The following is a 25,889-nucleotide window of genomic DNA, read 5'->3' as shown; positions in this document are numbered from 1 at the left end:
AACACAGCGAGACCAGCGACACCACCAGCCAGTAGCTCAGGAGCCGAAGCCCATGACCGCGTACGCCGAACTCCGCGCCCAGCTCGCCACCTTGACCACCGAGGCCTTCCGCCCCGAACTGGCCGAGATCGACCAGCTGCCCACCCTGGAGATCGCCCGCCTGATGAACGCCGAGGACGCCACCGTCCCGGCCGCCGTCGCCGGCGAGCTGGAGACGATCGCCGCCGCCATCGACGGGATCGCCGAGCGGATGGCCCGCGGCGGGCGCCTGATCTACGCGGGCGCCGGCACGGCGGGGCGGATGGGCGTACTGGACGCCAGCGAGTGCCCGCCCACCTTCAACACCGACCCCTCCGAGGTCGTCGGCCTGATCGCGGGCGGTCCCTCCGCCATGGTCAAGGCCGTCGAGGGCGCCGAGGACTCCAAGGAGCTGGCCGCCGAGGACCTGACCGCGCTCGCCCTCGCCGCCGAGGACACCGTCATCGGGATCTCCGCCTCCGGCCGCACCCCGTACGCGATCGGCGCCGTCGAGTTCGCCCGGGAGCGCGGCGCGCTCACCGTCGGCCTGTCCTGCAACGCCGGCTCCGCGCTCGCCGCCGCCGCCGACCACGGCATCGAGGTGGTCGTCGGCCCCGAGCTCCTCACCGGGTCCACCCGCCTGAAGGCCGGCACCGCGCAGAAGCTCGTACTGAACCTCATCTCGACCCTCACGATGATCCGGCTCGGCAAGACGTACGGAAACCTGATGGTCGACATGCGCTCCTCCAACGAGAAGCTGCGCGCCCGCGCCCGGCGCATCGTCTCGCTGGCCACCGGCGCCCCGGACGCCGAGATCGAGGCCGCGCTCACCGCGTCCGACGGCGAGGTCAAGCAGGCCATCCTCGTCATCCTCGGCGGAGTCGACGGCCCCACGGCCGCCGAACTGCTCACCGCCTCCCGGGGTCACCTCCGGGCCGCCCTCACCCGGACCCAGACCCAGACCCGGAACCCGGCCCAGACCCCGACCCCGGCCCAGACCCCCCGCTGACCCACCCCTGCCGATCCCCCGCTGACCCCCAGCAGCAAGGCGAACACCACGATGTCCACTGACAAGAACCGCGCCACAGCCGCCGCGATCCTTCCCCTGGTCGGCGGTCCGGACAACATCCTCTCCATCGCGCACTGCATGACCCGTCTGCGGATCACCCTGCGCGACCGCACCCTGGTCCAGGACGAGGCCCTCAAGGCCGTCCCCGCCGTGATGGGCGTCGTCGAGGACGACACGTACCAGATCGTGCTGGGACCGGGCACCGTCGCCCGCGTCACGCCCGAGTTCGAGGCCCTGGTCGCGGAAGGCCGCTCGGCCGCCACCGCGACCCCTGCGGCCACCCCCGCGACCACCCCCGCCTCCGCCGGCGCCGGTCACACCGCCGAGGAACTCGCCGCCCAGGGCGCGGCCATCAAGAACGCCCGGAAGGCGAAGAACTCCACCCCCTTCAAACTGTTCCTGCGCCGCATCGCGAACATCTTCGTCCCGCTGATCCCGGCCCTGATCGGCTGCGGCATCATCGCCGGCCTGGGCGGCTTCCTCACCAACATGGGCTGGGTGCCGGCCGTCGTCCCGGCGCTCGCCGCGATGGCCTCCGGGTTCATGTCCCTGATCGCGGTGTTCGTCGGCTACAACACGGCCAAGGAGTTCGGCGGCACCGCCATCCTCGGCGGCGCGGTCGCCGCGATCATCGTCTTCCCGGGCGTCGCGAAGATCGACGCCTTCGGCCAGCAGCTCTCCCCCGGCCAGGGCGGCGTACTGGGCGCACTGGCGGCCGCGCTGCTCGCCGTCCAGGTGGAGAAGTGGTGCCGCAAGTGGGTCCCCGAGGCGCTCGACGTCCTGGTCACCCCCACCCTCACGGTGCTGATCTCCGGCCTCGTCACCATCTTCGGCCTGATGTTCGTCGCCGGCGAGGTCTCCACCGCCATCGGCTCCTTCGCCACCTGGCTGCTCGCCACCGGCGGCGCCTTCGCGGGCCTGGTCCTCGGCGGCCTGTTCCTCCCGCTGGTCATGCTGGGCCTGCACCAGGCCCTGATCCCCATCCACACCACCCTGATCGAGCAGACGGGTTACACCGTCCTCCTCCCCATCCTCGCCATGGCGGGCGCGGGCCAGGTCGGCGCGGCCATCGCCGTCTACTACAAGCTCCCCCGCAACCGCTCCATCCGCGCCACCATCAAGTCCGCCCTCCCGGCCGGCTTCCTGGGCGTGGGCGAACCCCTCATCTACGGCGTCTCCCTCCCCCTGGGCCGCCCCTTCATCACCGCCTGCGTCGGCGGCGCCGCGGGCGGAGCCTTCGTAGGCCTCTTCAACCAGCTGGGCACCGCCTTCGGCTCCACCGCCATCGGCCCCTCGGGCTGGGCTCTGTTCCCGCTGCTGGACGGCAAGTCGGGCATGGGGATGACCATCGCGATCTACGCGGGCGGCCTGGCCGTCGGCTACCTCGTGGGCTTCGCCGCCACCTACTTCTTCGGCTTCACCCGGCTTCTCTGCACTTCACTCAATCGGGAAGAGGGGGACGAGGAGCTGACGGCGGAGGTACCAGGTACAGCCCCGGAACAGGCCGGTTCCGAGGCCACGGATTCAGGTGTCCTCGTTCGCTGAGAACCCTGGCGGACTCCCCGTAGCCCTAGAGAACCGGGGAGGGGCGGAGCCTTGTTGCTCCGCCCCTCCCCGGAATCTGCGCTACTGCATGATCGTCCGCGGTAGGTGGGATGGCGTGCTGACGCAGTTGTAGATCTGAAGGGTGTAGCCGCGCCCGATGGTCACCAGGGTGGGGTCATGCGCGTTCCGGTACGGATTCCGGGCCTTGTCCTCGCCGTCCTCGACAGGACGCCAGCTGCCACTCGCGCCGTCCCACTCGCTGCTGTCGACGGTGAGCAGCGCCCCAACGGGCCCGCCGCACTCGCCGCACTGCAACTCATCGGAGTCTGCTGGGTCGCGGAAGGTGAAGTGTGCGGGCCAGCCGCCCAGCTTCCAGCCAGGGGCTACAGACAGATCCGACCAGTAGTCCACTGACCGCCCTTCTACCCAGACACGCAGGCTCTTCTCCTGCTCGTCGTCGAGGACGTGGGTCGGAGGGAATTCGCGAACTCGTTCCGGGTGCAGGACACACGGTGCCGGCACGTGCTCGCTCTGGTCGACGTACACGGGCTCGGGCGACTCCACCATGGCTTCCCGTACGTCTGACGACAGTCGCCATCGCAGCTGCACCGCTTCGGAGCACCCTTCGATCTCCTCGAACGGTGCCCAAAGGACCTGGAGCATGTCCGTCCCCTCCGGGCACGGGAGCCCGGGGACGTCGCGGGCATAGAACTGCGCGACCGGAATCAGCGGGAGTGGCCCTTCCGGCAATAGCTCCGGTGAATACCCGGCACTGATCCGGTTGATGACCTCCTGCTCCTGTGCGGTCAGCAGGTTCTCGCGTGGCCCACGGGGCCGTGCCCACGCAACCGTGAGGATGTCCCTCCGTGTGCGTATGTCTGCCAGCGTGGTCAGCGGCCCGTAGGGCCGGTAAGTCGGCGTGTAAGTCGGCCACGGCTCGTCAGCCGGCCACAACAGCGGCCCACCCACCGAGCTGTCGTGGACAGTGGGGGCGCCCGGGCGCGGGTGCAGGCGGGTGGCCGTTCTGGCCAGGGCTGCCAAGTCCGGAAGTTCCGCGGCCACGTCCAGCGGGCGCGGTGGTGTCGTAGGTGTCACGTGTTCCCCTCAGCAAGACCGATGGCGTATCCAAACACGGGGCACTGACAGGTCTGATCATTGGCTGCGCGGCCGGGGAAGCCCAAGGTCGACCACTGGCCGTCCCGTCATCCTGGACGCCTCAGCCTGTTTCGTGCGGAGGAAGGTCAGTGTCAGATCGATCCCGTCGATCTCGCCGAGCCACTGCTCCTCCTCGGCCTTCTTGCGGCGGAGGAGAAGGTCCTTCTCCAGCTCCGCGAGCCTCGGCAGCATCTTGGGGTTGATCTGGAGCATGGGGCAGCGGATGCAGGCGTGCTCGTGCTGGCATGGCGTCCCGTAGGGCCGCGCGCAGTTGCCCAGCTCGACCTTGCGCTTGTCGAAGTGCTCCTCGAACTCGCCCCATTCCTGTGGTGTGACCTCGCCGTACTCCACCTCGGGCCGCAGAGACCGCCGGTGGTTGAGGAATGCCTGGTAGTGGCCGACAACGTCCTCAGCGAACACCGCGACGTAGCCCTGAGTCGTCTGCAGATTGAGGTGCCCGAGCAGGGCGGCGCCGATGTGGATCGGGAGGCCCCCGTTGACAACGTCGGTGGCGAACAGCCGACGGAAGTCATGCGGGGTGAACTTCAGGCCCTCAAAAGCGGAGTTGGTCTCGGCCAGCTCTTTTCAGCTGCGGTCGAGCATGCTCAGGACCGTTGCGCCAGACATGACACCGATCGCGGTCCCGATGTGTCGCTGCATGAGGAAAGGCAACCGTTCCGACCACGTCCGCTCGTGCGGGTCGTACCGGGTCACCAGGGGGACGGTCCTGCCTTTGCGCGTATGGCGGCGAAGGATTTGCGCGACGGCGTGGAACAACTCAGCCGACATCGGAATCACTCGCTCACGCTCGCTCTTCGACGGCGCGACCACCAGCAGGGCGATGACCTCGCCGTTCGGCCGTTGGTACTGCCGGATGCTCAGGTGCGTGAGCTCACAGAGTTCTTCGACCCGGATTCCGCTGTGACGCAGCACCTCGACCGCCGCCCACTCCCAGAAGGGCGGAGTCCTCGACAACGGTCACGTTGATCCGCTCACCCGATTCCTCTTCCGTGATCCTCACCGCCGGCTCTGCCTCCGCCGCGGCCATGCGCCGGTCATAGTCGGAGTTCCGGCGCCGGTAGCGGCGCCCTTGGTGGATGAACTCCTCACCGAGCGCGATCGGGCGAGCCTGCCCAACGAGCCGGAGAAGGTGCAGTTAACACACCAGATGCTGGAGGAGTTCAACACCGGCCCGGACGCGGAGGCCGCACAGGCCCTCGACACCGAGCCCGCGAAGGAACCGGCGCTGGCCTGACGGTACGGACCCCCGGCGGGGAGACTGCTGACATGCAGCTCCCCGCCGAGGCCGTGTCCGCCACCGCGCTGATCGAGGTCGTACGCCTCACCGCGCCGCCGCGCCGCTCCCCCTCCGGCCCGTTCACGGGTGACCCGGTCGCCCTGTGGGCCGGGGCCGAGGCACGGACGGCACTGTCGCTCGCCGCCTCGCTGCCGGACGGCGTGCGGCACCGGTGCGGATTCCATCCGGGCTGGGCGATGCGCGCCTACGAGGACCACCTCGCGTTCGCCCTGTTCGAGGCCCAGTTCTGCTTCCGGTGCCACGAGGTCCGCCTGCACGGCCCGGCCGTCCCGCCCCGCCTCACCCACCAGCTCTTCGCCCCCGAGTCCCCCGCGGGCCGCGCACTCCTCGCCCTCTTCCGCGCGACGGCATCGGCACCGGCCCCCTGACAACCCGGCTGGCGCCGACCGTGTAAGAGCTGACGGACCGCAGGTCCGCCGCCGACGTGAGCCAGGAATCCCCTCCCCTTGGTGTCCAGCCGGCCCACGTTGCCCAAGTGCATGATGTTCCGATGACCGCCGCACCGATCACCCCGCCGCCGGCCTCACCGCCGGCCCCGCCGACCGACTCGATACCGCCCGTGGTCCCGGCCGGCCGGATGGCCGCCCTCACCCAGCCCTCGTACGACCTCCCCTGCGGGCTGCGCCTGCGCCCCTGGGAGCCCTACGACGCCCCCGCGCTCGTGGCCGCGTACGCCGACCCGGACATCCGCCACTGGAACCGCCCCGACCGGCTCACCGAGGAGCAGGCCGTCACCCGCATCGCCCGCTGGCGCGAGCGCTGGCACGCCGAAAGCTCGGCGATCTGGGCCCTGGCCCCCGCGGACGGCGGCTGCGCCGTCGGCGTGATCGCCCTCGCCGACATCGACCTCCGCGGCGGCAGCGGCGAGTTCATGTACTGGCTCCTCCCGGCCGGCCGCGGCGCCGGAGCCACCGCCGAAGGCCTGTCCGTCCTGACCCGTTGGGCCTTCGCGGAACTCGGCCTGCACCGCCTGCGCATCACCCACTCCACGGCCAACCCGGCCTCCTGCCACGTCGCCACGACCTCCGGCTACCCCCTGGAGGGCACCATGCGCGGCGCCCTCCTCCACGCGGACGGCTGGCACGACGAACACCTCCACGCCCGCATCAGCACGGACTGAGGGCGGGCCGTCACCCCATCGAGGGAACCCGGGCGCAAACGCACCCAAAGGGCGGGCATATGCCTTGAGCCTATGCACATTTATCTCTACGCCCCACACGCCGAATACGGTGAAGGCCGACTTCCTCCTGCGCGTCCACGAAGAGCGACCGGCCGATACCGAGAGTGGGCAAAGCGCCGCATGACACCCAAGAAGGCCACTCCGGCCGGCACCCTCGTCCTCGACAGCGAGGGACTCTCGAAGTACGTCGCCCGGGACCGCGAAACCGTGGCATGGCTGGCGGCAGCCTTCGCCCGCGATGTACGGGTCATCACCAGCACCGCCACCCTCGTCGAGGTGGTCCACCCGAAGATCAACATGCCCGCCCTCATGTGGGCGCTGTCCAGGGTGGTGGTCGAGCCCGTCACCGAGGAGATCGCCCACGCCGCCACGACCCTGCTCCGCGAGGCCGGCCTGGACGGGCACAAGTACGCCATCGACGCGATGCTGGCCGCCACCGCGCTCGCGGCGCCCGGTCCGGTCACCGTCCTCACCTCCGACCCCGAGGACCTCACCGCGCTCTGCGGCACGCGCCTCGCGGCCGTGAAGGTCTAGGGAGCCTCGACCGCCGGGTTCACGGCGTCTCGGCCGCGCCCGGGGGCCGGTAGCGGATCTGCTCGGCCTTGCGCAGGGCGGCCAGGGTGTCGTCGACGCTCAGGAGGACCGTCGTCTCGAACGAGCTGAGCGCGCCGCCCCCGCTGATCGCCAGGGCGACCGCGGCCATCGACACGTCGTCCGGGGCCTCCCACAGGTTGTAGCCGTCGTGCGTGCCGAAGGCGTACCAGAAGCCGTGCAGCTTCCCGCCGACGGACTCGATGTACGACTTGGCGGCCTGCGAGCGGTCCTCGGGATGGGCCGTCAGCCTGGCCCAGGTCTCCGGCGTGTAGCTGAACCTCGACAGATACAGCGGCATCGCGTCCACCTTCTTCTTTCGTTGCGTCGCCTTCGCCGTCGTCGACGACGGCGACGCAACGACGATGCCCACGCCGGGCGGCGGAAGGGGCGGACCGCAGCGCGGCCGTTCCGGCCGTTCCCCCGGACGGCCGGGAACAGCCACCGCCACGGCCCAACGCGGCTCAGGCCACCGGCGCCGGGGTGTGGACCCCGCTGGCGCCCGCCGTGAGGGCCCGGTGGGCGGCCGCCAGGCGGCGGACGGCCTCCGCGAGCCGGGGCGGCGGGAGCGTGTACGGGAGGCGGACATGACGTTCGAAGGCGCCGCCGACCCCGAACCGCGGCCCCGCCGCGATCGTCACCCCGTGGTCCGGCGCGATCGCCGCCAGCCGCGAGCCGACCGGCCCCGGGAACCGCGCCCACAGCGTCACCCCGCCCGCCGCCCGCGGCGCGTGGACCTCCGGCAGGTGCTCGGCCAGCGCCCCCAGCAAGGCGTCCTGCTGCGCCCGCAGTCGGCGCAGCGCCTCGGGCCGCCGGGTGTGACCGCCGTTCAGGAGCACGGCCGTGGCCAGCTGTTCCACCACCGGGGTACCGAGGTCCGTGGCGGGACGGGCCCGCGCGACGCGCTCCAGCAGCGCGGGCACGGCGCGGATCCAGCCGATGCGCAGCCCGCCCCAGATGCTCTTGGACACCGAGCCGACGCTGATCGCGGTGGGGTGCGTCGCGGCGAAGGGCTCCGCCACCGGGACCTCCGCCACCGGGACGGTCGCCTCCAGCCCCAGGTCGGCCAGGGTCTCGTCGATGATCGTGGTGCAGGCCGGCCGCAGGCTCCGCCGCACGCCCGCGGGCATGTACATCCCGGTCGGGTTGTGGAAGTCCGGGATCAGGTAGGCCAGTTGCGCGGACCGTGCCGCCGCGAGCAGCTGCGGCACGTCCCAGCCGGACGGCCCCACCGCCACCGGCAGGAGCCGGGCCCGCGCCTCCGTGAACGCCCGGATCGCGTGCGGATAGGTGGGGTGGTCGAAGAGCACCTTGTCCCGCGGCGCCAGCAGCGTGCGCGCCAGCAGCCCGATCGCGTGCTGCGCACCGCTGGTGATCATGACGTGGTCGGGCGAGGTGGGCAGCCCCCTGCGCCCGTACCAGTCCGCGACCGCCTCGCGCAGCTCCGCGGTGCCGTACCGGTCGTACCCGTGCCGTTCGAAGTGCAGCGGCAGCCGCTCCAGCGCCGTCGCGAAGGCCGCGTGCAGGACCTCGGGCGGCGCGGGTGGCGCGGCGAAGGACAGGTCGATGGTCTCCGCGTCCGCGTCCGCGTCCGCGCCGCCGGCCCGCCGCCGGGCGGGCGCCTCCTCGTGCGGGAGCCGTACGGTCGCCCTCGCGCGCTCCCTCGTCTCCAGGTACCCGTGCTCCACCAGCGTGCGGTACGCGGCCCCGACCGTGGTCCTGCTCGTACCGAGCGCGCCGGCCAGGTCCCGTTCGCCCGGCAGCGCCGCCCCGAGAACGAGCCGCCCGTCCAGGATCAGCAGCCTCAACCGGTCCGAGAGCCGCTGGTGCGCCGGCCCGGGCCCCTCCTGCCAGGTCCCGACCATGCGTCCGACGGCGTGCGCGCTGATCTTCACCGAACCAGCGTACGCAGTCTGGCTATGGAATCAGGGTCCAGATACCGACGAGGCTCAGCCCATGCCGATGCCGATGCCGATGCCCAAGCCCAAGCCCATGCCCCAGCCCCGTCCCGCCGCCCACCCGCCCCGCCCGCCCCGCAGGAACGCCCTCGCCCAGCTCCGGGCGGGCCGCACCGCCCGCCGCGTCCCCCAACTCCTGCTCGGACTGACGGGCTACGGCGCCGCCCTCATGGTGCTCGTCCAGTCCGGCCTCGGCACGGCGAGCTGGAGCGTGCTCACCGACGGCACGGCCGAGAGCCTCGGCATCTCCTTCGGCTGGGCCACCAACCTGATCTCGCTCCTGGTGCTCCTCGCCTGGATCCCGCTGCGCGAGCTCCCCGGACTCGGCACCGTCCTCAACGTCGCCATCGTCGGCTTCGCCGCCGATGCCACCGCCGCCGTCCTCCCCGCCCCCGAGGGGACGCCCGCCGCGCTCGCGTACCTCGCCCTCGGCCTGGTCGCCCTCGCCTTCTTCGACGCCCTCTACCTCGGCGCGCAGTACGGCTCGGGCCCGCGCGACGGCATCATGACCGGCCTCGTCCGGCTCACCCGCCTGCCCGTAGCGGCGGTCCGCACCGGCATCGAGGTGTCCGTGGCCGGCCTCGGCTGGCTGCTCGGCGGCGCCGTCGGCCCCGGCACCGTGCTGGTCGCCCTGGGCACGGGCCCCCTGGTCGGCTGGTTCCTCCCGCGCCTGACGGTCCGCCTCACCGATCCCTCAGGGGTGCGCCCGCTCGTGCAGTACGGCGGCCAGCCGTAGCGCGGTGTCCAGGTTGCAGCGCCCCAGATCGACCAGCGGCAGCCCGTACGACCCGGCCGCCGACACCCCGTCCACCCCGAGCGAGGGAAACACCACCCCCACGTCCGTCAGCGCGGCCTTCAACTGCCCGACGGCCTCCTCGGCCGCCAGCATCCGTTCCCTCGGCGTGAGCACCATTTGCAATGTCACCTTTCGCTCTGAGTAATCGAGTTCAGCACTCAGCGTGGCGACGGGCTGGCTAGCCTTCAAGGGTCAGACTCCAACACCCAAACCTGTTGGAAGGGGAGCTGCCATGCCCGAATCCGTGGACGTAGACCCGTTCTCCTCACCCCGCACCATGCTCGGCGCCGAACTGCGCGTCGCCCGCAAGAGGGCCGGCCTCAGCCAGGACAAACTCGGGGAGCCGCTCTTCGTCAGCGGCTCCTTCATCGGCCAACTCGAGGCGGGCACGCGCCGGATGACGGTGGAGCTGGGCCGGGAGCTGGACCGGGTCCTCGGTACGGACGACTTCTTCACCCGCAACTGCCAAGCCGTGACGAAGTTCAAGTACCCCGACCACTTCACGGAGGCCGCCGAGGCCGAGGGCCTGGCGAAGGCCATCCGCGAGTACGCACCCCTGCTGATCCCGGGCCTCCTCCAGAAGGAGGCCTACGCCCGCGCCGTCTTCCGCGCGTACCAGCCGACGGCGACGGAGTCGGCCATCGACGAACTGGTCGAAGCCCGATTGGTCCGCGCGGCCCTGCTCGCAGAGCCAACAACCCCATTGTTGTGGTGCGTGCTCGACGAGGCGGTGCTGCGCCGGGTCATCGGCAGCCGGACGGTCATGGCCGAGTCCCTGCACCACCTCGCCGCCCTGATCCGGTCCCACCGGATCATCCTCCAGGTGCTTCCGTTCAGTGCGGGTGCGCACGCGGCCTTGGGCGGACCGCTCAAGCTGATGTCCTTCGAAGACGCACCACCACTTGCCTACGTGACGGCCCTGGGCACGAGCCAACTGCTGGACGATCCGGCCACAGTCAGCCATCACACCCTGACCTACGATCTGCTCACGGCCAGCGCGCTGTCACCACGCGAATCACTGGCCTTGATCGAATCCGTGGCGGAGGATTACGCACATGACGAGCATGTCTGAGTACGACCTGTCGGCGGCCACCTGGCACAAGTCCAGCTACAGCGCGGGCGACGGCAGCGACTGCCTGGAGATGGCCACCTGGCGCAAGTCCACCCACAGCGGTGGCGACGGCGGCAACTGCCTGGAAGTCGCCGACGGCCACCCCGGCATCGTCCCCGTCCGCGACTCCAAGGACCCCGACGGCCCCCACCTCACCTTCGGCGCCCCCGCCTGGTCCGCCTTCGTCGCCGCGCTCGGCTAGGCACCGTACGGCTCAGCGCGCGTCGAAGGCCGCCTGCATCCCCTCCGCCGTGGGAACGATGACGACCGCGTTCGCCCGAAGCTCCGGAGGAAGGTGACGACGCTCCTCCTCCCGGAAGATCAGCGCGTCACCGCACTGGGGGACGATGACGGCCCCGAGGGCCACCGCCAGCCGGGCGAGCACCCCGAGCATCGCGCCACGGGCGAAGTGCGTCGCCGTCACACCCCGCATCCCGTGCTCGACGTGGTTCTGGTGGTAGAGGTCCGCCTCGCCCCCGTCCTCCGCGCGGAGGAGGGAATAGTCGTCGTCCGGACCGCCCACGACCACGTACGGCTCCGTCACCTGCCGGAGCCCTACGGGGTCCAGCGCGACGGCCTCGCCGTCCACGAACCGGAGCAGGAAGATGCTGTAACTCACGGACACGCTCCGCCATCGTCGTGATCGATCGGACAGCCGGTGGGCCTCCCGGCCCACCGGCTCCCAGAGTTCCGCCCGCCCAGCGGGTCAGACGCGGTGCACGCTGCGCAGCTTGGTGGCGTACGTTCCACTGCCGTCGAGCAGCGAGCTGCCCTGAAGGTCGGCCATCGTGGGGCCGTTGCAGCTCTTGCGGCTGGAGAGGAACCGGCGCTGACCGTCGGCGTCGACTCCGAGGTAGAAACCGACGTGGTCCACGGCGTACTCATCGGGCTCGTCGCCCGGGTCGTTCGCGTCGAAGAAGAGCAGGTCTCCCGGCTGGAGCGCGGTGTTCGCCGGAAGGGCCGTGTTGTCGGCCGGCTTGGTGGCGACCCCCACTCCGGGCGCGTCGCCAGCCATGGCACCCGACTTGCGGGGCAGCGCCCTCCTGTCGCCGAACGGGGCGTCGCAGAGGGGAAGGCCCATGTGGTAGCCGTAGACCATCCGCACGAATCCGGAGCAGTCGAGGTTCCCGGCCTGCCCCGCCTCCTCACCCTTCTCCGGCTGGCCGGGGAAGGTCCAGGGCTGGCCCATGTAGTCGTGGAAGTCCGCGCCGACCGGCCGCAGGCCCTCCTTGTTGGTCTTGCCGTATCCGGCCTTGCCGAGCACCTGCGCGCCGACCGGCGCCTTCCGGCCGCTCACCACCGGCGGCGCTCCCGGCAGGAACGTGGCCGCGTACGCGAAGACGTCCGGGGCGAGCGAGCCGGACCAGCCGCGTATGACGTCCTCCACGGCGGGGGTCCAGTTGCCGTCGTAGGGCGCGTCGAGGAGCCGGACCCAGTGGGAGTGGGTGACCGTCGGGGGCTTCTCCCAGGTGGCCTCCGTGAGCGCGAAGCGGCTCATGCTCATCACGATCGGGAAGTTCGTGCAGCCCTCCGATGCCACGGCGCGCACGCCGACCGCGCCCTTGGCGAAGGCGGGGGTACTGTCCGTGAACTCCGTGGTCCATTCCGGCCGCTCGGACTGCGCCGTACGCCAGGCCTTGATCTGCACACGGGCGCCTTCACGGCGGACACGGATCGTGAAGTCCGTTTCGGCAGGTACGCCGGTGGCGATCGGGAAGGGCCCCTTGAGGAGGGTGTCGGTCGCGCCGACGACCTTCTCCACGCGGAGTTGGACCTCGTTCCCGGTGGTGAAGGACAGGCGGGCCCGGAAGTGGGTCGCCGCGTCGGTGCCGTTGCCGCGGTAGGCGAAGACCAGCGCGAAGGAACAGGCGTTGCCCGCAGGGACCCTGTCGAACTGGGCGGTGAACTGGGCGTCGAAGTCGGTGATCTCCTCATCGCGCAGGATCCCGTACCGGGCGCTCGTCGTGTCCCTGAGTTCCGCACAGGCGGCGCCGTGCTTCGCGAGGGTGAAATGGATGTTCACGGGCTCCTGGCCGGGGCCCGGGGCCGTTGCTTGCAGTCCGCCGAACACCGACCAGCTCCCGCCGTCCGGGGAGTTTCCCCAACTGCCCGCGGGCTGAACGCGCTCGAACTTGTCCGTGACAAGCCGCTTGTTCTCCATGAACGTGCGCTCCGGTCCGGTCATCAGCACCGTCCGGGAGCCCTTGGTCAGCACGGCCAGCGGCAGGAAATCGCTGCGGATCACGGTCCGCGCGGGGGTCCCGGGCAGGACGGTCGCGGTCAGGGCGCCCACGGAGGCCCGGGTGAGGGCGGCTATGTCGTGCGCGGGGCCGGTGAGCGTGACCGAGGAGCGGGGGCCGGCCATGCCGGAGGAGGCCAGGGTGGTGGCCATGGGGGTGTTCAGGGCGGCGGGCGCGGCGGGCGTCACGGCGGGCGCGGCGGCGGCCGGAGAGGCGGTCAGGCCCGCGAGCGGGGCGGCGGTGGAGGCCGCGAGGGCGGCGAGCAGGGTACGGCGGGAAGTGTTGGTCACAGGCCGCATTATTGTCGCGGGCCGGAGCCGAACCATGATCGCCCCCCTCCCCGGATGTGGAAGCTTCCCTACCGCCGAGGCGGCCCCGGCAAGGCCGTTGGCGCCGTCCGCGCGAAGTGACGGGCCGTCGGTACCAGGGCCGCCGCCGCCGGTACGAGGAAGCAGGCGGCCGCGCACGCGCCGAGGACGGGTGTGACGCCGAAGGCGTCGATGGCCGGGGCGATGAGGGCGAGGCCGACCGGGGCCAGGCCGTAGGAGACGAGGAAGTCCAGCGAGGAGACGCGGGCCAGCTTGTCCGGGGCGACTTCGCGCTGGGTGGCGGTGAACCAGGGCACGTTGAAGAGTTCGATGCCGATCCCGGCGACGGCGTAGGCAGCCACGACCACCCCCGGGTGCACGGGCAGCGTCAGGCTCAGCGGGGCGCAGCCGTACGCCGCCAGCCCCGCGAAGGCGGCCCAGCCCTGTGAGCGCGGCCGCCACCGGGCGATGACCAGGGCTCCGCCGAGCGCGCCCACTATGTACGCCGTCATGGCCGCGGCGAGCACCCATTCGCTGCCGTAGCGGTCCCGGCTGATCAGGGGCAGGGCGACGCTGGTGGCGGAGTAGCCGAGGGCGATGACCGCGACGAGGGCGGCCAGTCCGGCGAGGAACCAGGGGTGGCGGCGGGCCTCCCGTACGCCGTCCAGGAATTCCGTACGGAAACTCCCGCGCGGTGCGGTGACGGAACCGGCTCCCTCCCCCCGGCCCTTGCCAGGGACCAGCGCGGCGACCAGCCACAGCAGGCCGATGCCCAGCAGCAGGGTCCCGACGTCGAGGAGGGCCGCGAGGAGGGCGGTCAGGGCGGGTCCGGCAAGGGTGGAACCGCGTACGGCCATGGTCATCGCGGCGTTCGCCTGCTGGCGGCGCCCGGGGTCGACGGTCTCGGCCGTCAGCGCCTGGAACGCCGGACGGCAGGCGCCCTGTCCGGCTCCGGCGAGGGCGGCGGCGGCCGTCATCAGCAGGAGCGAGCGGCCCAGTCCGGCCGCGAGCAGGGGCGCCGCGGCCGCCGCCGCCAGGGCCGACCAGAGGACGACCGCGCGGCGGGAGTGCCGGTCGGCCAGGACGCCGCCGACGGTGACGGCGGCGAGGAACCCGACCGTGCGCGCGGCGAGGACCAGGCCGAGGCCGGCGGCGCTCAGGTCGCGGTGGAGCACGGCGAGGCCGAGCACGAAGGGCAGGGCCCAGGTCGCGAGGCCGGAGGCGGTGGTGCCCGCCCACAGGCGCAGGAACGGGATGTCGAGAAGGACCGAACGCGCGGGCGCGTCAACGGTCTTGGGCGCCGGGGGCGCGGGTGTGGTCGCCACGGTGCGGGTGCTCCTTGGAGGTCGGGCGGGGGCTCCACGAACCACCCCCGGGGTTCTTAATGAAAATGAATACCATTACAGTACCCTTCGAACGCGGTGGTCTTGCCCGGTGCACGACAACGACAAGGCCCGCATTCGCCGTCATCCGCCCTGCCCAGACCGGAGAACCCATGCGCCACCCCGCCCGCCTCGGCGTCGCCCTGACCCTCGCCCTCGCCACCGCGGCCTGCTCCGCACCCGCCGCCAACGGCTCCAAGGCCGAATCCGCCTCCGCCACCCAGGCCTCCACCATCACGAGCTGCGGCCGTCAGGCGGTCTTCGCCGCGCCGCCGAAGCGGGCCGTCGCCCTGGACCAGACCTCGACCGAGACCCTGCTCGAACTCGGGCTCCAGGACTCGATGGCGGGCACCGCCAACCTCAAGACGAAGATCCCCGCCGCGTACGGGGCCGCGTACGCCAAGGTCCCGGTCATCGCCCCGAAGATCGCGACCGGTGAGCAACTGCGCGCCGCGACGCCCGACTTCGTCATCGGCGGCTCCGCCGACCTCTTCACCAAGGACCGGGCGGGCACCCGCGAGGAGCTGGCCGCCCTCAAAGTCCCGACCTTCGTCAGCGCCGTGGACTGCCCCGGACAGAACCCGGCCGGCCGGACCCCCTTCGAACTGCTCTTCTCCGACTACGAGAATCTCGGCAAGGTCTTCGGCGCCGAGGACCGGGCCGGGAAGCTCGCCGCCGACCAGCGCGCCGCCGTCGCCAAGGCCGCGGAGAACGCCCCCGGGGTGCCCGGGGGCGCGGACCGGCCCACCGTGGTCTACCTCTACTCCGTCTTCAACGGCATGCCCTACGTGGCGGGCAAGTCAGGCCTGCCGAGCGAGATGAGCCGGATCGTAGGCGCGAAGAACGCCTTCGACGACGTGGACGAGGACTGGCCGGAGGTCTCCTGGGAGGAAGTCGTCGAGCGCGACCCCGACTTCATCGTGATCGGCGACCTGTCCGAGCGCGGCCGGCCCGGCGACAGCGCCGCCGAGAAGCGCGCCACCATGACCGGGCACCCGGTCGTCTCCAAGCTCGCCGCGGTCCGCGACGGCAAGATCCTCGAAGTGCCCGGCATCGAACTGGACCCCTCGGTGCGTTCCGTGCACGCCCTGGGACTGCTGGCGGCCGGGATGAAGGACCTCGGGTATGTCCGCTGACGCCGTAGCGGCGGATCCGGCGGCAGCGGATCCGCCGCCCCTGCGGGGCCCGGGGCCGGGGCCGGCCCCTCGCCGGTCCGCGGTCACGGGGGCGGGCCTCTTCCTCCTCGCCGCCGCCGTCCTGGCGGCCTCGGTCGCTGCAGCGGTGCGCATCGGCGCCGCCGACGTGGGCTGGACCGGGCTCGCCCGCGTCTTCGGCAGCCGACTCGGCCTGGACGTAGCCCCGTTGCCCCCGCTGCTGGACTCGCTCGTCTGGGACCTGCGGCTGCCGCGCGTGCTGATGGCCGCGCTCGTCGGCGCCTCCCTCGCCGTGTGCGGAGCGGTGCTCCAGGCGGTCACCCGTAACGCCCTCGCCGACCCCTACCTGCTCGGCGTCTCCTCGGGCGCCTCCGCCGGGGCCGTCACCGTGGTCGTCCTCGGGATCGGCGCGGGCACGCTCGGCGTCACCGGCGGAGCGCTCGCCGGAGCACTGCTCTCCTTCGGGCTGCTCCTGCTGCTCCTGCGGCGCACCGGGCTGGACTCCGTACGCATCGTCCTCACCGGCGTGGTCATCGGGCAGCTCTTCACCGCGCTGACCTCGCTCGTCCTGATGGCCTCGGCGGACGCGGACACCACCCGGGCCGTCACCCACTGGCTGTTGGGCTCGATGGCGCCCGCCCGCTGGAACACGGTCGCGGTCTGCGCGGTCGTCACCCCGCTGGGGCTGGCCGCCGCCTGGCTCTGCTCGAACGCCCTCGACGGGCTCGCCTTCGGCACCGACACCGCCGCGTCGCTCGGGATCGACGTACGGCACACGAGGATGCTGCTGCTCGTGGTCACCGCCGTGCTGACCGCGGTGGCGGTGGCCACCGTCGGCGCCATCGGCTTCGTCGGGCTGATCGTCCCGCACGGCGTGCGGTTCCTCGTCGGGCCGCTGCACCGGGTGCTGCTGCCGTACGCGGCCCTGGCGGGCGCGGTGTTCCTGGTGTGGACGGACGCGCTGGCACGGATCGCCTTCGGACCCCGCGAGGTTCCCGTCGGCGTGATCACGGCACTGCTCGGCGTACCGATCTTCCTGCTGGTCCTGCGCAAGCGGGGCGAGTTGTGAGCGCCGTGGAGATCAGCGCCGTGGAGATCAGCGCCGAGGCGGTGAGCTGGTCGGTGGCGGGCACGCCGGTCGTGCGCGAGGTCAGCGCCGGGATCGCGCCCGGCGAGACCGTCGGACTGCTCGGCCCCAACGGCTCGGGCAAGTCCTCGCTGCTGCGCTGCCTGGCCGGGCTGCGGACTCCCGACGCGGGCGCGGTCCGGTACGACGGGGAGTCCGTGCGCGGCTGGAGTGCGCGCCGGATCGCCCGGCGCGTCGCCTTCGTCGCGCAGGACGCGGGCGCGGACGGCGATCTGCCGGTCGCCGACATCGTGGGCCTGGGGCGCACCCCGTTCCGCGACCGCTGGCGCGGGCCCGACGCCACCGACCGGGCCGTGGTCGCCGCCGCGCTGGAGCGCGTAGGGCTCACCGCGCTCGCCGACCGGCCCTGGAAGGCCCTGTCGGGCGGGGAGCGGCAACGCACGCACCTTGCCCGCGCGCTGGCCCAGCAGCCGTCCGGGCTCCTGCTCGACGAGCCCACCAACCACCTCGACGTGAAACACCGACTCGAACTGATGGAGCTGCTGGCCGGCACCCGCCAGACGGTCCTGGTCGCCCTGCACGACCTCTCGCTCGCCGCCCGGTACTGCGACCGGCTGCTGCTCCTGCACCACGGCCGCCTGATCGCCTCCGGCCCGCCCGCCGCCGTACTGACGCCGCGGAGGCTCGCCGAGGTCTTCGAGGTGGACGCCGAACTCACCACCGACGCCCTCGGACACCCGCAGGTCAGCTACCGCGGCCCGCTCGCCGTGCGCACGCCGGCACCAACACCCACACCGGCGTCGGCGGCGGCGCCTGCACCGGCGCCGACACCCCACCCCGCTCTGTGAACAGGAACCCCATGACCCCGAGCACGCCCACCACCGCCCCCTCCGCCACCACCGCCCCCACCACCCCCGCGACCTCCGTCGACGCGCTCGTCGCGGCCGTCCTGGCCGGTGAGCACGGCCCGCTCCCCTCCTCGCTCGTCGCCACCAGCGTGTTCTGGATCCACCACGGCACCCGCCTGGCCGGCGGCGACACCACCTACCTCAACCAGTACGTCCTGGTCCGCCTCGGCGGATCCTTCGGCGGCTGCGCCTTCGAGGCCGGCGAGATCGACCCGGCCGTCTGCCGCGACTCCTCCGGCACCCCACTCGACGTCCTCCTGCGCGAGGCCCCCCGACCGCTGCGGATCGCCGCGCTCGACGCCTACCTCTCCGAGACCCGCCCGCACCGCGTGGCGGCCGGCGAGGGCGACGCGGAGCCCGTCACCCTCCCCGCCGGCACCCCCGAGGTCCGCGCCAGGGCCCGCGACGCGGCCATCGCCGGACTGCTGGACATCGAGGAGGGCGCCGAGGTGGCCCTTATCGGCGTGGTCAACCCGCTGGTGGCGGCGATCCGCGCGCGCGGCGGCCGGCCGCTGCCGTGCGACCTCAACCTCAAGGCAACCCAGTGGGGCGACCCGGTCACCGCCGACATGCACGAGGTACTGGAGCGGGCCCAGGCCGTCGTCGCCACCGGAATGACCCTGAGCAACGGCACCTTCGACACCATCCTGGAGCGCTGCCGCTCCCGGGGCATCCCGCTGGTCGTCTACGCGCAGACCGGCAGCGCCGTGGCCCGCGCCTTCCTCGGCTCCGGGGTGACCGCCCTGTCCGCGGAACCCTTCCCCTTCTCCCAGTTCAGCGCCGAGGAGACGGTCCTGTACCGCTACCGGACGGCGGGCGGCGCGTGATTCCCCGCGCTGCCGCCGGCACCGGCACCGGCACCGGGCAGGCCCCCTGCCACCACGGCGAGATCCTCCAGGGCGTCTTCCTCGACGGCGCCGGGCGCCGGTGCGCCGGGCTGGTCACCCTGCCCATGGCGGGCCCCGGCAGCAGCGCCGCGTACGTCCGCCGTCCCGGCGCGCCGCCCGAGGCGCTGACCGTCGTACCCGCCGACCGCACGAAGGCGGCGCGGGCCGCGGCCCTCGCGGCCCGGGAGTGCGCCCGGCGGACCGGACAGCCGCTCTGCGGCGGGGAGTTGCGGCTCGGCGGCGCGATCCCGGTGGGCCTGGGCATGGGCAGCTCCAGCAGCGACGTGATCGCGGCCGTACGCGCGGTCGCGGACGCGTACGGGCTGCGGCTGGACCCCTCGACGGTCGCCGCGCTGGCCGTACGCGCCGAGCAAGCCTCCGATCCGCTGATGCTGGGCGGCCGCCCGGTGCTGTTCGCCCAGCGGGAGGGCCGGGTCCTGGAGGTGCTCGGCCCGGCCCTGCCCCCGCTGGTCGTGGTGGGCTGCGCCCTCGGCGGGGGCGCGCCCGTCGACACCCTGTCGCTGCCGGTGGCCGCCGTGGCCGATGTGGACCGGAGCGACGTACGGGCCTACGAGCGACTCCGCGCGCTGCTGCGCCGGGCCGTGGCCACCGGCAGCGCGGAGCTGCTCGGCGCGGTCGCCACCGCCAGCGCACGGCGCGGCCAACGGGTACTCGGTCACCCGGAGTTCGACGCGCTGACCGCCCTCGCCCGCCGGGTCGGGGCGGTCGGCGTGCAGATCGCGCACAGCGGCGCGGTGGCGGGCGTGCTCTTCGATCCGGCCGCACCCGGGCTGCGCCACCGCGTCCACGGCTGCCTGCACGCCCTGGACGCCCACGGCATCCCCGCCACCCGCACCTTCACGACCGGCACCACCACCAGCCCCGAGGAGATCCCCCACCATGGACCAGCACAGCATGGACCAGCACCTCATGGACCAGCACATCGCGGAGTCGATCGGCCGGCCGGACCTGATACGCCTCGACGACCGGCTCGTCTGCCTGCGCTTTGAGACGATGAAGGTGGTCTCCGCCCTCGCGGCGGTGCGCCACCTCCTCGACACCGGAGCGGTGCGCCGCGGGGACACCCTGCTGGACAGCTCCAGCGGCATCTACGCGTACGCCCTGGCCCTGACCTGTCACCGGTACGGCCTGCGCTGCCACATCGTCGGCTCGGCCACGGTGGACCACACGCTGCGGACCCAACTGGCCGTCCTCGGGGCGACGCTGGAGCAGATGGAGCCGTGCAGTGACCTGAAACTCGACCAGAAGCGGCGCGTCGAGCGGATCCACGAGATCCTCGCCGACCACCCCGAGTACCACTGGATGCGCCAGTACCACGACGACGTCCACTACCTCGGCTACCGCGCGATCGCCGACCGGATCCGCGAGGCCACCGGCACGGCGGACGGGCTCACCGTCGTGGGCGGGGTCGGCTCGGGCGCCTCCACCGGCGCCCTCGCCCGCTACCTCCGCGAGGGCGCCGCCGACGCCGCGGACGCCTCCGACGTCGAACTCGTCGGCGTCCAGCCGTACGGCAGCGTCACCTTCGGCTCGGAACACGTCACCGACCCCGAGATGATCATCGCCGGGATCGGCAGCTCCATCCCCTTCGGGAACGTCTCCCACGCGCTGTACGACACCCTGCACTGGATCTCCTTCGACGCCGCCCTCGCCGGCAGCGTCGACCTGCTGCGCCGGCACGCGGTCTTCGCCGGCCTCTCGACGGGCGCCGCGTACCTCGCCGCGCGACACGAACACGCGAGCTCACCCCACCGCACGGTCCTCTTCATCGCGCCCGACACCGGCCACCGCTACGTGGACACCGTCTACGCGAGGCACCGCGAGGCCGCCCCGATCGCGACCCTCGCCCCGCGCGAGGTGACGGACCGGGGCGGCCTTGCCCTGCCGTGGTCCCGGATGCGCTGGAACCGCGCCGCTGCGTGAGCGCCGCGGTCCCCGCGCCCGCGGTGGTCAGAGGCCGTTGGTGAACAGCAGAGCGTTCGGGGAGGTCTTGCTGATGCTCTTCAGCACGTCCTTCGTGGACTCGTCCTGCAGGTACTCGACGATGCTCTCCGGCGTCGCGGCCGGGTTCGCCTGCTTGTAGAGGACGGCCACGCCGGTGACGTGCGGGGCGGCCATGGACGTACCGTTCTCGGCCACGGAGCCGCCGCCCAGCTTCGCGGAGACGATCGCCTCTCCGGGCGCGTACAGGCTCACGCACTCACCGTAGTTGGAGAAGCTGGTCTCCTCGTCGTACCGGTTGGTGGCCGCGACCGTGAACGCCTTCCCCGCCGATGCGGGGGAGACGAGGCAGGCGTCCTTCGAGGAGTTGCCCGCCGCGAAGACCGGCAGGACGCCCGCGTCCGTCACGGCGTCCGCCGCCGCGTTCAGGACCTCGGACTTGTCACCGCCCAGGGAGCCGTTGAGGACGGCGGGCTGCTTGGCGTTCTTGGCCACCCAGTCCAGGCCCGCGATGATCCCGGAGGAGTCGCCCGTACCCTCGCAGTTCAGGACGCGGACGCTGACCACGTTCGCCTTGCGCGCCACCCCGTACGTCTTGCCGGCCACCGTGCCCGCGACGTGCGTGCCGTGGCCGTTGCAGTCCTGGCCGTCGCGGCCGTCCTTGATCGCGTCGAAGCCGAAGGTCGCCCGGCCGCCGAACTCGTCGTGCTTGTAGTCGATGCCCGTGTCGAGGATGTACGCGGTCACCCCGGCGCCGTTGCCCTGGGTGGTGAAGGTGTTGTCGAGGGGCAGGTTCGTCTGGTCGATCCGGTCCAGACCCCAGGACGCCGACGGCCCGCGCAGGGCGGCGTCCTTCGTCACGGTGCTCGACGGGGCCGAGACCTTCGCGTCCGTCTCCACCGACTTCACGCCCAGGGCGACGCGGGCGATCTCCAGCTGGAGCTTCGTCATGGGGACGGCGAAGCCGTTCATGGCCTTGGTGTAGAGGAACTTCGGCTTGAGGCCCAGCCGCTCCGCCACCTTGGCCGGGTCGAAGCCCGGCTCCAGCGTCACGATGTACTGGCCGGGGATGGCGTTGGCCGAGACGGTCAGCGGCACGGGGGTCGGCTCGGGCAGGACGTCGGCGGACGCGGCTCCGGCGGCCACCGGGACGACCGCGAGCAGGGCTGCGGTGGCGGCGCGGGCGAGCAGGCGCATGGGCATCGAGGGGACTCCCGAAAGGTGGAGGGCTGCATGCGGAAGCCGCCTCCGTTCGATGGGAACAGCGGTGCGGAATCCGTCCCGGAGTGCGACCCTCCCCTTCATCGGCGGGCCGGTCGCGGGACTTGACCGGCCCGGACCGGCCGTACGGCGGCGCCGCGAGCTGATTCCCGTACCGACTGAGGAAAGGATTCCGCACCCTCATACGCGGCCTCCCGGCCTGCGCGGCCCCCGCTCCGGCCCGCGCGGCGCGGGCCGGCAGGTTCACCCGTACGGAAGGCACCCGCGCGCGCATCCGGCGAGGGGCGCACGCGCGGTTCCCGCGGTTCACCCCCGCCCGCGACCGCCGCGCCGCCGCGGGTCGTTGACCGGACCGGCCGTACGTGGTGGCCTCGCCGTCATGCGTACCCGTACGAGCTGGACCCTGCCGACGGCCCTCGCCGCCCTCGCCCTGGCGGCCTCGGCCGCCCTGCCCGCGCACGCCGCCCCCCTCGCCCCCACCACCGGCCCCGCGGCTCCCGCGTCCCGTACGGCCCCGGCCGAGTGGCCGGCGTACATCGTCACCGTGCACCGCGGCCTCGACCCGGCCGCCGTCGCCGACGCGTACGGAATCACCCCGGTCCACGTCTACCGCCACGCCCTCAACGGCTTCAGCGCCCGACTCTCCCCCGGCCAGGTCGACTCCCTGCGGTCGACGGCCGTCGTGACCTCGGTCGAGCCGGACGGCCCGGTCACGGTCGCCGGCCCGGCGTTCTAGCGGTCCTGCCCCGGATCAGTGCGGGAAGCTCCCCGTGTCGAGCGTCAGCGCGAAGGGCTCGGGGAGCCGCAGCCCGTCGCCGAAGGCGACCCGGTCGGCGTGCTTGTAGGCGCCGTTCTGCGGCTCGGTGAACAGGGTGGCCGTGGGGCCGTGCTCGTCGAAGCGGTCGATGAGGAGGTAGACCGGGACGGGGGCGTGGGCGTAGGCCCAGAGCTTCTTCTTCCGGTCGTCCTCGGCGTTGCTCTTGGAGGTGATCTCCACGACGAGCAGCGCCTCGGCGGCGTCGACGGGGTCGGAGACCTCGGCTGCGACGTCATCGACCAGGGCAGCGGGGGCGACCACGAGGTCGGGCACGTAGAGCTTGTCGAGTGCGGCGATGTGGATGCCGAGGGTCTGATAGACCTCCCACTCGGGCGGCAGGATCCCGTACAAGGCGCGCTGCACCCTGGCCGCGATTCCGTTGTGGTGGCGGTGGGGCGGCGGCACCAAGGTGATCTGTCCTCCGTCGATCTCGGCGCGCCAGCCCTCCGGCACGTCCAGGCCACGCCAGCTCTGTAGCAGGTACTCCCACGTGGGGCCGTCGGCGTTCCGGTCGGGCTCGACCATGGCTGCGGTCATCGCGGGTCCCCTCTCTTGTGGCATATGCCAGCGAGCGTAGACAGACGGGTTCACGGCATGCGGCCGCTTCGTTCAGCGTCCCACGATCGAGTGGCGGAAGCGCCCTCTACACCCGCTCCGGCGCCTGCGCCGACGGGACCGTCAACCGGACCGGGTCCCAGCACTGGACCCCGCGGAGGTCCGGCATGCGGTCCCGGGTGAAGACCGGCTCCAGGCCCGCCCGGCGCTGGGCGAGGTAGTCGTCCAGGAGCCGGAAGGCGATGGCCGACAGCGGGATGATCGCGGCGAGGTTGATCAGCGCCATGAGGCCCATGAACACGTCCGCCAGGTTCCAGACGACCGACACCGAGCCGAGCGAGCCCAGGACGACCGCCGACAGGACGAGCACCCGGTACCCCGGCAGGACCCACCGCTTGCGGGTGATGAACTGGATGTTGGTCTCGCCGTAGTGGTAGTTCCCGATCATGCTGCTGAAGGCGAGCATGAAGACCACCACGGTCAGGAAGTGGCCGGCCCACCCGCCCAGCGTGTCGCTCAGCGCGGTCTGCGTCAGGTCCGCGCCCTGGCGGCCCGACAGCTCCGGGTTGGTGACCAGGACGATGAAGGCCGTCATCGTGCACACGAGGAGGGTGTCGAAGAAGACGCCCAGGGACTGTACGAGGCCCTGCTTGACCGGGTGCGAGACCTCGGCGGCGGCGCCCGCGTTCGGGGCCGAGCCCAGGCCCGCCTCGTTGGAGAACATGCCGCGCCGGATGCCCTGCTGGATCGCCGCGCCGATGCCGCCGGCCGCCAGCTCGCGGAAGCCGAAGGCGCCGCCGACGATGTTGCCCGTCCCGACGCGCGCGGCGGCCGAGATCGTGAAGGCGCCGAAGGACGAGACCTGCTTGCGGCCGTCGGCGCGCGGCGGGGTCTTCTCCTTCACCACCCGGAACATCTCGGGAAGCAGGCGCAGCTGCACACCCCGGGAGCGGACCGTGAAGTGCAGGCCCGCACCGACCACCAGCGGAATCAGCAGGTAGGTCCAGAGATGATCGTTGATGTTGACGATCACCGAATCCAGAGTGTCCATGATGCGAAGTCTCCCCGGGGCGGAAGGCCCGCGGACAGGGACCTACGTCCGCCGCCGAAGGGTCCGAAGACCCGCGTCTCGCGCCCTTCGCCCCCTTCCCCTCCGCTCCGGGTCCCTTCGCCCCCTTCCCCTCCGCTCCGGGTCCCTCCGCTCCGGGTCCCTCCGCTCCGGGTCCGTCAGCCCCGGCCGGGCCCCGCCGCGCGGGCCGCCGTGATGAAGGCGCGGATGAGGTCCGGGGACTTCACGCCGCGCTCGCTCTCCACGCCGCTGGAGACGTCCACGCCCCAGGCGCCCGTGACCGCGAGGGCCCGCGCCACGTTGGCCGGGGTCAGCCCGCCCGCCAGCAGCCAGCGGCCCGCGGGGGCCGTGAACTCCGCCGAGCCCCAGTTCCACGGCTTGCCGGAGCCTGGGTCCGGGGCGTCGATCAGGAGCAGGTCCTCGCCGTACTCCCCGCAGCGCTCCACGTGGTGCGCCGTCGCCCGCAGCAGGGTGCGGCCCTCGGCGCGCAGCGTCGCGAAGTCCTCCGGGCCCTCCTCGCCGTGCAGCTGCACGCCCCGTACGCCGCTCTCCTCGGCGAACCGCCGCACCTCGGCGACGGACTGCCCCCGGAACACCCCCACGGTGAGCACCCCGTCCGGAACGCCGGCCGCCAGCTCCCGCGCGATGGCCGCGTCGACCGTACGCGGGCTCCCGGGCGCGAAGACGAAGCCGACGGCATCCGCCCCAGCGGCAACGGCCGCCTCGACGTCACGGGCGGTCTTCAGACCGCAGATCTTCACGAAGAGATCGCTCATGCCATCAGTCAACCAAAGCCCCCCGATCGGTGGTGCCCCGTCTCGGCACCCGGGCGCGACCGCCCACCCGCCGCTAGCCTGGAACCAGGCTCACGCCCAGTACACGGCACGCCACGCCACGCGGAGGACAACGGTGACGATCATGATCGACCGGGCCACACCCATAGAGACGACGTATCCACCGTCATTCGAGAGTCTCCTGCACACGGTCGCGGAGATGGACACACCAGTCGGCTTCAAGGCCGAGCTCATCCGGGGGAAGATCGTCGTGTCGCCGTTCTCCACGCTGCGCTACCTGCGCAGCATGCGTGCGCTTCGTGAGCAGCTCAAGGTCCATGCCCCCGAGGGGTACATCACCGAGACCTCACCCATTCTCTTCCGGTTCCCCGCCGCAGAGCGAGCCTACGCACCCGACCTGTTCGTCGCAGACGAGGCTGCCTTCGATGAGGAGGGCCGTCACGCGGACAGTGCGGCCCTGTCTCTGGTCGCCGAGTTCACTTCCGTGTCCACCAAGGACGCGGACTGGAACGAAAAACTGGAGGTGTACGGCCGACTGGTCCCCGTGTACCTGGTCGTCGACATGCAGGAGAAGGAGATCACCTGCTTCTCCGACCCCTCGCCGCACGGCTACCGCTTCCGTCAGACGGTGTCCTTCGGCGAGGACCTGCACGTCCCCGAGCCCTTCGACTGCACCGTCGACACCTCCGCGTTCTGAAACGCCCGAGGGCGGCACCCCCAGCTGGGGGTGCCGCCCTCGATACGTGATGCGAACAGCCGATCTA

At 72.3% G+C, this 25,889-nt stretch carries 30 protein-coding genes and 1 pseudogene; 17 read left to right on the top strand and 14 right to left on the bottom strand.

The genetic code is table 11. The features are described from left to right. Window positions 1–52 precede the first annotated feature (52 nt). Together murQ and ACIQV3_RS29655 are read left to right on the top strand one after the other, a co-directional pair. A complete protein-coding gene (gene murQ / locus ACIQV3_RS29660; RefSeq protein ID WP_403717172.1) occupies window positions 53–1,027 on the top strand; it encodes an N-acetylmuramic acid 6-phosphate etherase in 975 nt (324 codons plus the stop codon). A 51-nt stretch (window positions 1,028–1,078) separates the two neighbouring features. Then, window positions 1,079–2,632, top strand: coding sequence for a PTS transporter subunit EIIC (locus ACIQV3_RS29655; RefSeq protein WP_403717170.1), 1,554 nt, complete (start codon window positions 1,079–1,081; stop codon window positions 2,630–2,632). Window positions 2,633–2,713: 81 nt separating this feature from the next. Here ACIQV3_RS29655 and ACIQV3_RS29650 read toward each other — a convergent pair whose 3' ends face one another. The 4 genes and pseudogenes from ACIQV3_RS29650 to ACIQV3_RS29635 form a co-directional block, all read right to left on the bottom strand. After that, a complete protein-coding gene (locus ACIQV3_RS29650; RefSeq protein WP_403717168.1) occupies window positions 2,714–3,673 on the bottom strand; it encodes a hypothetical protein in 960 nt (319 codons plus the stop codon). 111 nt (window positions 3,674–3,784) lie between these two features. After that, on the bottom strand, window positions 3,785–4,207 hold the full coding sequence (locus tag ACIQV3_RS29645) for an integrase (RefSeq protein WP_403717166.1): 423 nt from the start codon (window positions 4,205–4,207) through the stop codon (window positions 3,785–3,787). Between the two features lie 51 nt (window positions 4,208–4,258). Then, window positions 4,259–4,306 (bottom strand): annotated as a pseudogene (locus ACIQV3_RS29640) (hypothetical protein); the annotation flags it as partial. A 66-nt stretch (window positions 4,307–4,372) separates the two neighbouring features. Further along, entirely contained in the window at window positions 4,373–4,720 is a 348-nt protein-coding gene (locus ACIQV3_RS29635) for a hypothetical protein (protein ID WP_403717164.1), read from the bottom strand. A gap of 160 nt (window positions 4,721–4,880) precedes the next feature. Between ACIQV3_RS29635 and ACIQV3_RS29630 the strand changes: the two genes are divergently transcribed. From ACIQV3_RS29630 to ACIQV3_RS29615, 4 genes are all read left to right on the top strand, one after another. Then, the gene (locus ACIQV3_RS29630; RefSeq protein WP_403717162.1) at window positions 4,881–5,042 is read left to right on the top strand and encodes a hypothetical protein; all 162 of its coding nucleotides are present in this window, start codon (window positions 4,881–4,883) and stop codon (window positions 5,040–5,042) included. A gap of 32 nt (window positions 5,043–5,074) precedes the next feature. Next, entirely contained in the window at window positions 5,075–5,473 is a 399-nt protein-coding gene (locus tag ACIQV3_RS29625) for a hypothetical protein (protein ID WP_403717160.1), read from the top strand. Window positions 5,474–5,595: 122 nt separating this feature from the next. Next, entirely contained in the window at window positions 5,596–6,225 is a 630-nt protein-coding gene (locus ACIQV3_RS29620) for a GNAT family N-acetyltransferase (RefSeq protein WP_403717158.1), read from the top strand. 180 nt (window positions 6,226–6,405) lie between these two features. Beyond that, entirely contained in the window at window positions 6,406–6,819 is a 414-nt protein-coding gene (locus ACIQV3_RS29615; RefSeq protein WP_403717156.1) for a PIN domain-containing protein, read from the top strand. A gap of 19 nt (window positions 6,820–6,838) precedes the next feature. On the opposite strand, the gene ACIQV3_RS29610 is transcribed toward ACIQV3_RS29615, so the two are convergent. Both ACIQV3_RS29610 and ACIQV3_RS29605 read right to left on the bottom strand, forming a co-directional pair. Next, a complete protein-coding gene (locus ACIQV3_RS29610; protein WP_403717153.1) occupies window positions 6,839–7,177 on the bottom strand; it encodes a GYD domain-containing protein in 339 nt (112 codons plus the stop codon). Window positions 7,178–7,340: 163 nt separating this feature from the next. Then, window positions 7,341–8,771 (bottom strand): PLP-dependent aminotransferase family protein, encoded by a 1,431-nt coding sequence (locus tag ACIQV3_RS29605; RefSeq protein WP_403717151.1) that lies wholly within the window; start codon window positions 8,769–8,771, stop codon window positions 7,341–7,343. A gap of 61 nt (window positions 8,772–8,832) precedes the next feature. On the opposite strand from ACIQV3_RS29605, the gene ACIQV3_RS29600 reads away from it, so the two are divergent. Next, a complete protein-coding gene (locus tag ACIQV3_RS29600) occupies window positions 8,833–9,570 on the top strand; it encodes a YitT family protein (RefSeq protein ID WP_403717148.1) in 738 nt (245 codons plus the stop codon). Here ACIQV3_RS29600 and ACIQV3_RS29595 read toward each other — a convergent pair. Further along, entirely contained in the window at window positions 9,529–9,747 is a 219-nt protein-coding gene (locus ACIQV3_RS29595; protein WP_254386664.1) for a hypothetical protein, read from the bottom strand. The genes ACIQV3_RS29600 and ACIQV3_RS29595 overlap by 42 nt on opposite strands. 115 nt (window positions 9,748–9,862) lie before the next feature. On the opposite strand from ACIQV3_RS29595, the gene ACIQV3_RS29590 reads away from it, so the two are divergent. Continuing rightward, window positions 9,863–10,702, top strand: a complete 840-nt coding sequence (locus tag ACIQV3_RS29590; protein WP_403717146.1) for a Scr1 family TA system antitoxin-like transcriptional regulator — start codon at window positions 9,863–9,865, stop codon at window positions 10,700–10,702. Further along, window positions 10,686–10,943: a DUF397 domain-containing protein gene (locus tag ACIQV3_RS29585; RefSeq protein WP_403717144.1), complete on the top strand. Its 258-nt coding sequence runs from the start codon at window positions 10,686–10,688 to the stop codon at window positions 10,941–10,943. Before ACIQV3_RS29590 ends, ACIQV3_RS29585 begins: the two co-directional genes overlap by 17 nt. A gap of 12 nt (window positions 10,944–10,955) precedes the next feature. Here ACIQV3_RS29585 and ACIQV3_RS29580 read toward each other — a convergent pair whose 3' ends face one another. The 3 genes from ACIQV3_RS29580 to ACIQV3_RS29570 all read right to left on the bottom strand — a co-directional run bounded on the left by ACIQV3_RS29580 (window position 10,956) and on the right by ACIQV3_RS29570 (window position 14,614). Next, complete coding sequence (locus ACIQV3_RS29580) at window positions 10,956–11,360, bottom strand: hypothetical protein (protein WP_403717142.1); 405 nt, start codon at window positions 11,358–11,360, stop codon at window positions 10,956–10,958. An 87-nt stretch (window positions 11,361–11,447) separates the two neighbouring features. Then, a complete protein-coding gene (locus ACIQV3_RS29575) occupies window positions 11,448–13,280 on the bottom strand; it encodes an NlpC/P60 family protein (protein WP_403717140.1) in 1,833 nt (610 codons plus the stop codon). A gap of 59 nt (window positions 13,281–13,339) precedes the next feature. Beyond that, on the bottom strand, window positions 13,340–14,614 hold the full coding sequence (locus ACIQV3_RS29570; protein WP_403717138.1) for an MFS transporter: 1,275 nt from the start codon (window positions 14,612–14,614) through the stop codon (window positions 13,340–13,342). 170 nt (window positions 14,615–14,784) lie between these two features. On the opposite strand from ACIQV3_RS29570, the gene ACIQV3_RS29565 reads away from it, so the two are divergent. Genes ACIQV3_RS29565 through ACIQV3_RS29540 form a run of 6 tightly spaced genes read left to right on the top strand, consistent with a single transcriptional unit; the run spans window position 14,785 to window position 20,651 of the window. Next, the gene (locus tag ACIQV3_RS29565) at window positions 14,785–15,807 is read left to right on the top strand and encodes an ABC transporter substrate-binding protein (RefSeq protein ID WP_403717136.1); all 1,023 of its coding nucleotides are present in this window, start codon (window positions 14,785–14,787) and stop codon (window positions 15,805–15,807) included. Continuing rightward, entirely contained in the window at window positions 15,797–16,894 is a 1,098-nt protein-coding gene (locus ACIQV3_RS29560) for a FecCD family ABC transporter permease (RefSeq protein WP_403717134.1), read from the top strand. The genes ACIQV3_RS29565 and ACIQV3_RS29560 overlap by 11 nt, the downstream gene beginning before the upstream one ends. A 20-nt stretch (window positions 16,895–16,914) precedes the next feature. Beyond that, the gene (locus ACIQV3_RS29555; protein ID WP_403717245.1) at window positions 16,915–17,760 is read left to right on the top strand and encodes an ABC transporter ATP-binding protein; all 846 of its coding nucleotides are present in this window, start codon (window positions 16,915–16,917) and stop codon (window positions 17,758–17,760) included. Between the two features lie 11 nt (window positions 17,761–17,771). Further along, entirely contained in the window at window positions 17,772–18,647 is an 876-nt protein-coding gene (locus ACIQV3_RS29550; protein WP_403717132.1) for a Rossmann-like domain-containing protein, read from the top strand. Next, window positions 18,644–19,717, top strand: a complete 1,074-nt coding sequence (locus ACIQV3_RS29545) for a GHMP kinase (RefSeq protein ID WP_403717130.1) — start codon at window positions 18,644–18,646, stop codon at window positions 19,715–19,717. Before ACIQV3_RS29550 ends, ACIQV3_RS29545 begins: the two co-directional genes overlap by 4 nt. Continuing rightward, a complete protein-coding gene (locus tag ACIQV3_RS29540) occupies window positions 19,638–20,651 on the top strand; it encodes a pyridoxal-phosphate dependent enzyme (RefSeq protein ID WP_403717242.1) in 1,014 nt (337 codons plus the stop codon). Before ACIQV3_RS29545 ends, ACIQV3_RS29540 begins: the two co-directional genes overlap by 80 nt. Window positions 20,652–20,678: 27 nt before the next feature. Here ACIQV3_RS29540 and ACIQV3_RS29535 read toward each other — a convergent pair whose 3' ends face one another. Beyond that, on the bottom strand, window positions 20,679–21,866 hold the full coding sequence (locus ACIQV3_RS29535; RefSeq protein WP_403717240.1) for a S8 family peptidase: 1,188 nt from the start codon (window positions 21,864–21,866) through the stop codon (window positions 20,679–20,681). A gap of 403 nt (window positions 21,867–22,269) precedes the next feature. On the opposite strand from ACIQV3_RS29535, the gene ACIQV3_RS29530 reads away from it, so the two are divergent. Further along, window positions 22,270–22,626, top strand: a complete 357-nt coding sequence (locus ACIQV3_RS29530) for a protease inhibitor I9 family protein (protein WP_403717128.1) — start codon at window positions 22,270–22,272, stop codon at window positions 22,624–22,626. Window positions 22,627–22,641: 15 nt separating this feature from the next. Here the strand turns inward: ACIQV3_RS29530 and ACIQV3_RS29525 are convergent, their stop codons facing one another. The 3 genes from ACIQV3_RS29525 to ACIQV3_RS29515 form a co-directional block, all read right to left on the bottom strand. Next, entirely contained in the window at window positions 22,642–23,244 is a 603-nt protein-coding gene (locus ACIQV3_RS29525) for a Uma2 family endonuclease (RefSeq protein ID WP_403717126.1), read from the bottom strand. 106 nt (window positions 23,245–23,350) lie between these two features. Beyond that, window positions 23,351–24,313 carry an alanine/glycine:cation symporter family protein gene (locus tag ACIQV3_RS29520; RefSeq protein ID WP_403717124.1) on the bottom strand — a complete coding sequence of 321 codons (963 nt, stop codon included), beginning with the start codon at window positions 24,311–24,313 and terminating at the stop codon, window positions 23,351–23,353. 176 nt (window positions 24,314–24,489) lie between these two features. Further along, window positions 24,490–25,107 (bottom strand): phosphoribosylanthranilate isomerase, encoded by a 618-nt coding sequence (locus ACIQV3_RS29515; RefSeq protein WP_403717122.1) that lies wholly within the window; start codon window positions 25,105–25,107, stop codon window positions 24,490–24,492. A gap of 217 nt (window positions 25,108–25,324) precedes the next feature. Here ACIQV3_RS29515 and ACIQV3_RS29510 point away from each other — a divergent pair, with 217 nt between their 5' ends. After that, window positions 25,325–25,822 (top strand): Uma2 family endonuclease, encoded by a 498-nt coding sequence (locus ACIQV3_RS29510; protein WP_403717121.1) that lies wholly within the window; start codon window positions 25,325–25,327, stop codon window positions 25,820–25,822. Window positions 25,823–25,889 lie beyond the last annotated feature (67 nt).

It is taken from the genome of Streptomyces sp. NPDC099050 (assembly GCF_044759865.1).
GTDB lineage: Bacteria > Actinomycetota > Actinomycetes > Streptomycetales > Streptomycetaceae > Streptomyces.
Note: the sequence above shows the minus strand (reverse complement) of the source record. Positions and strands in the feature narration are given on the sequence as shown.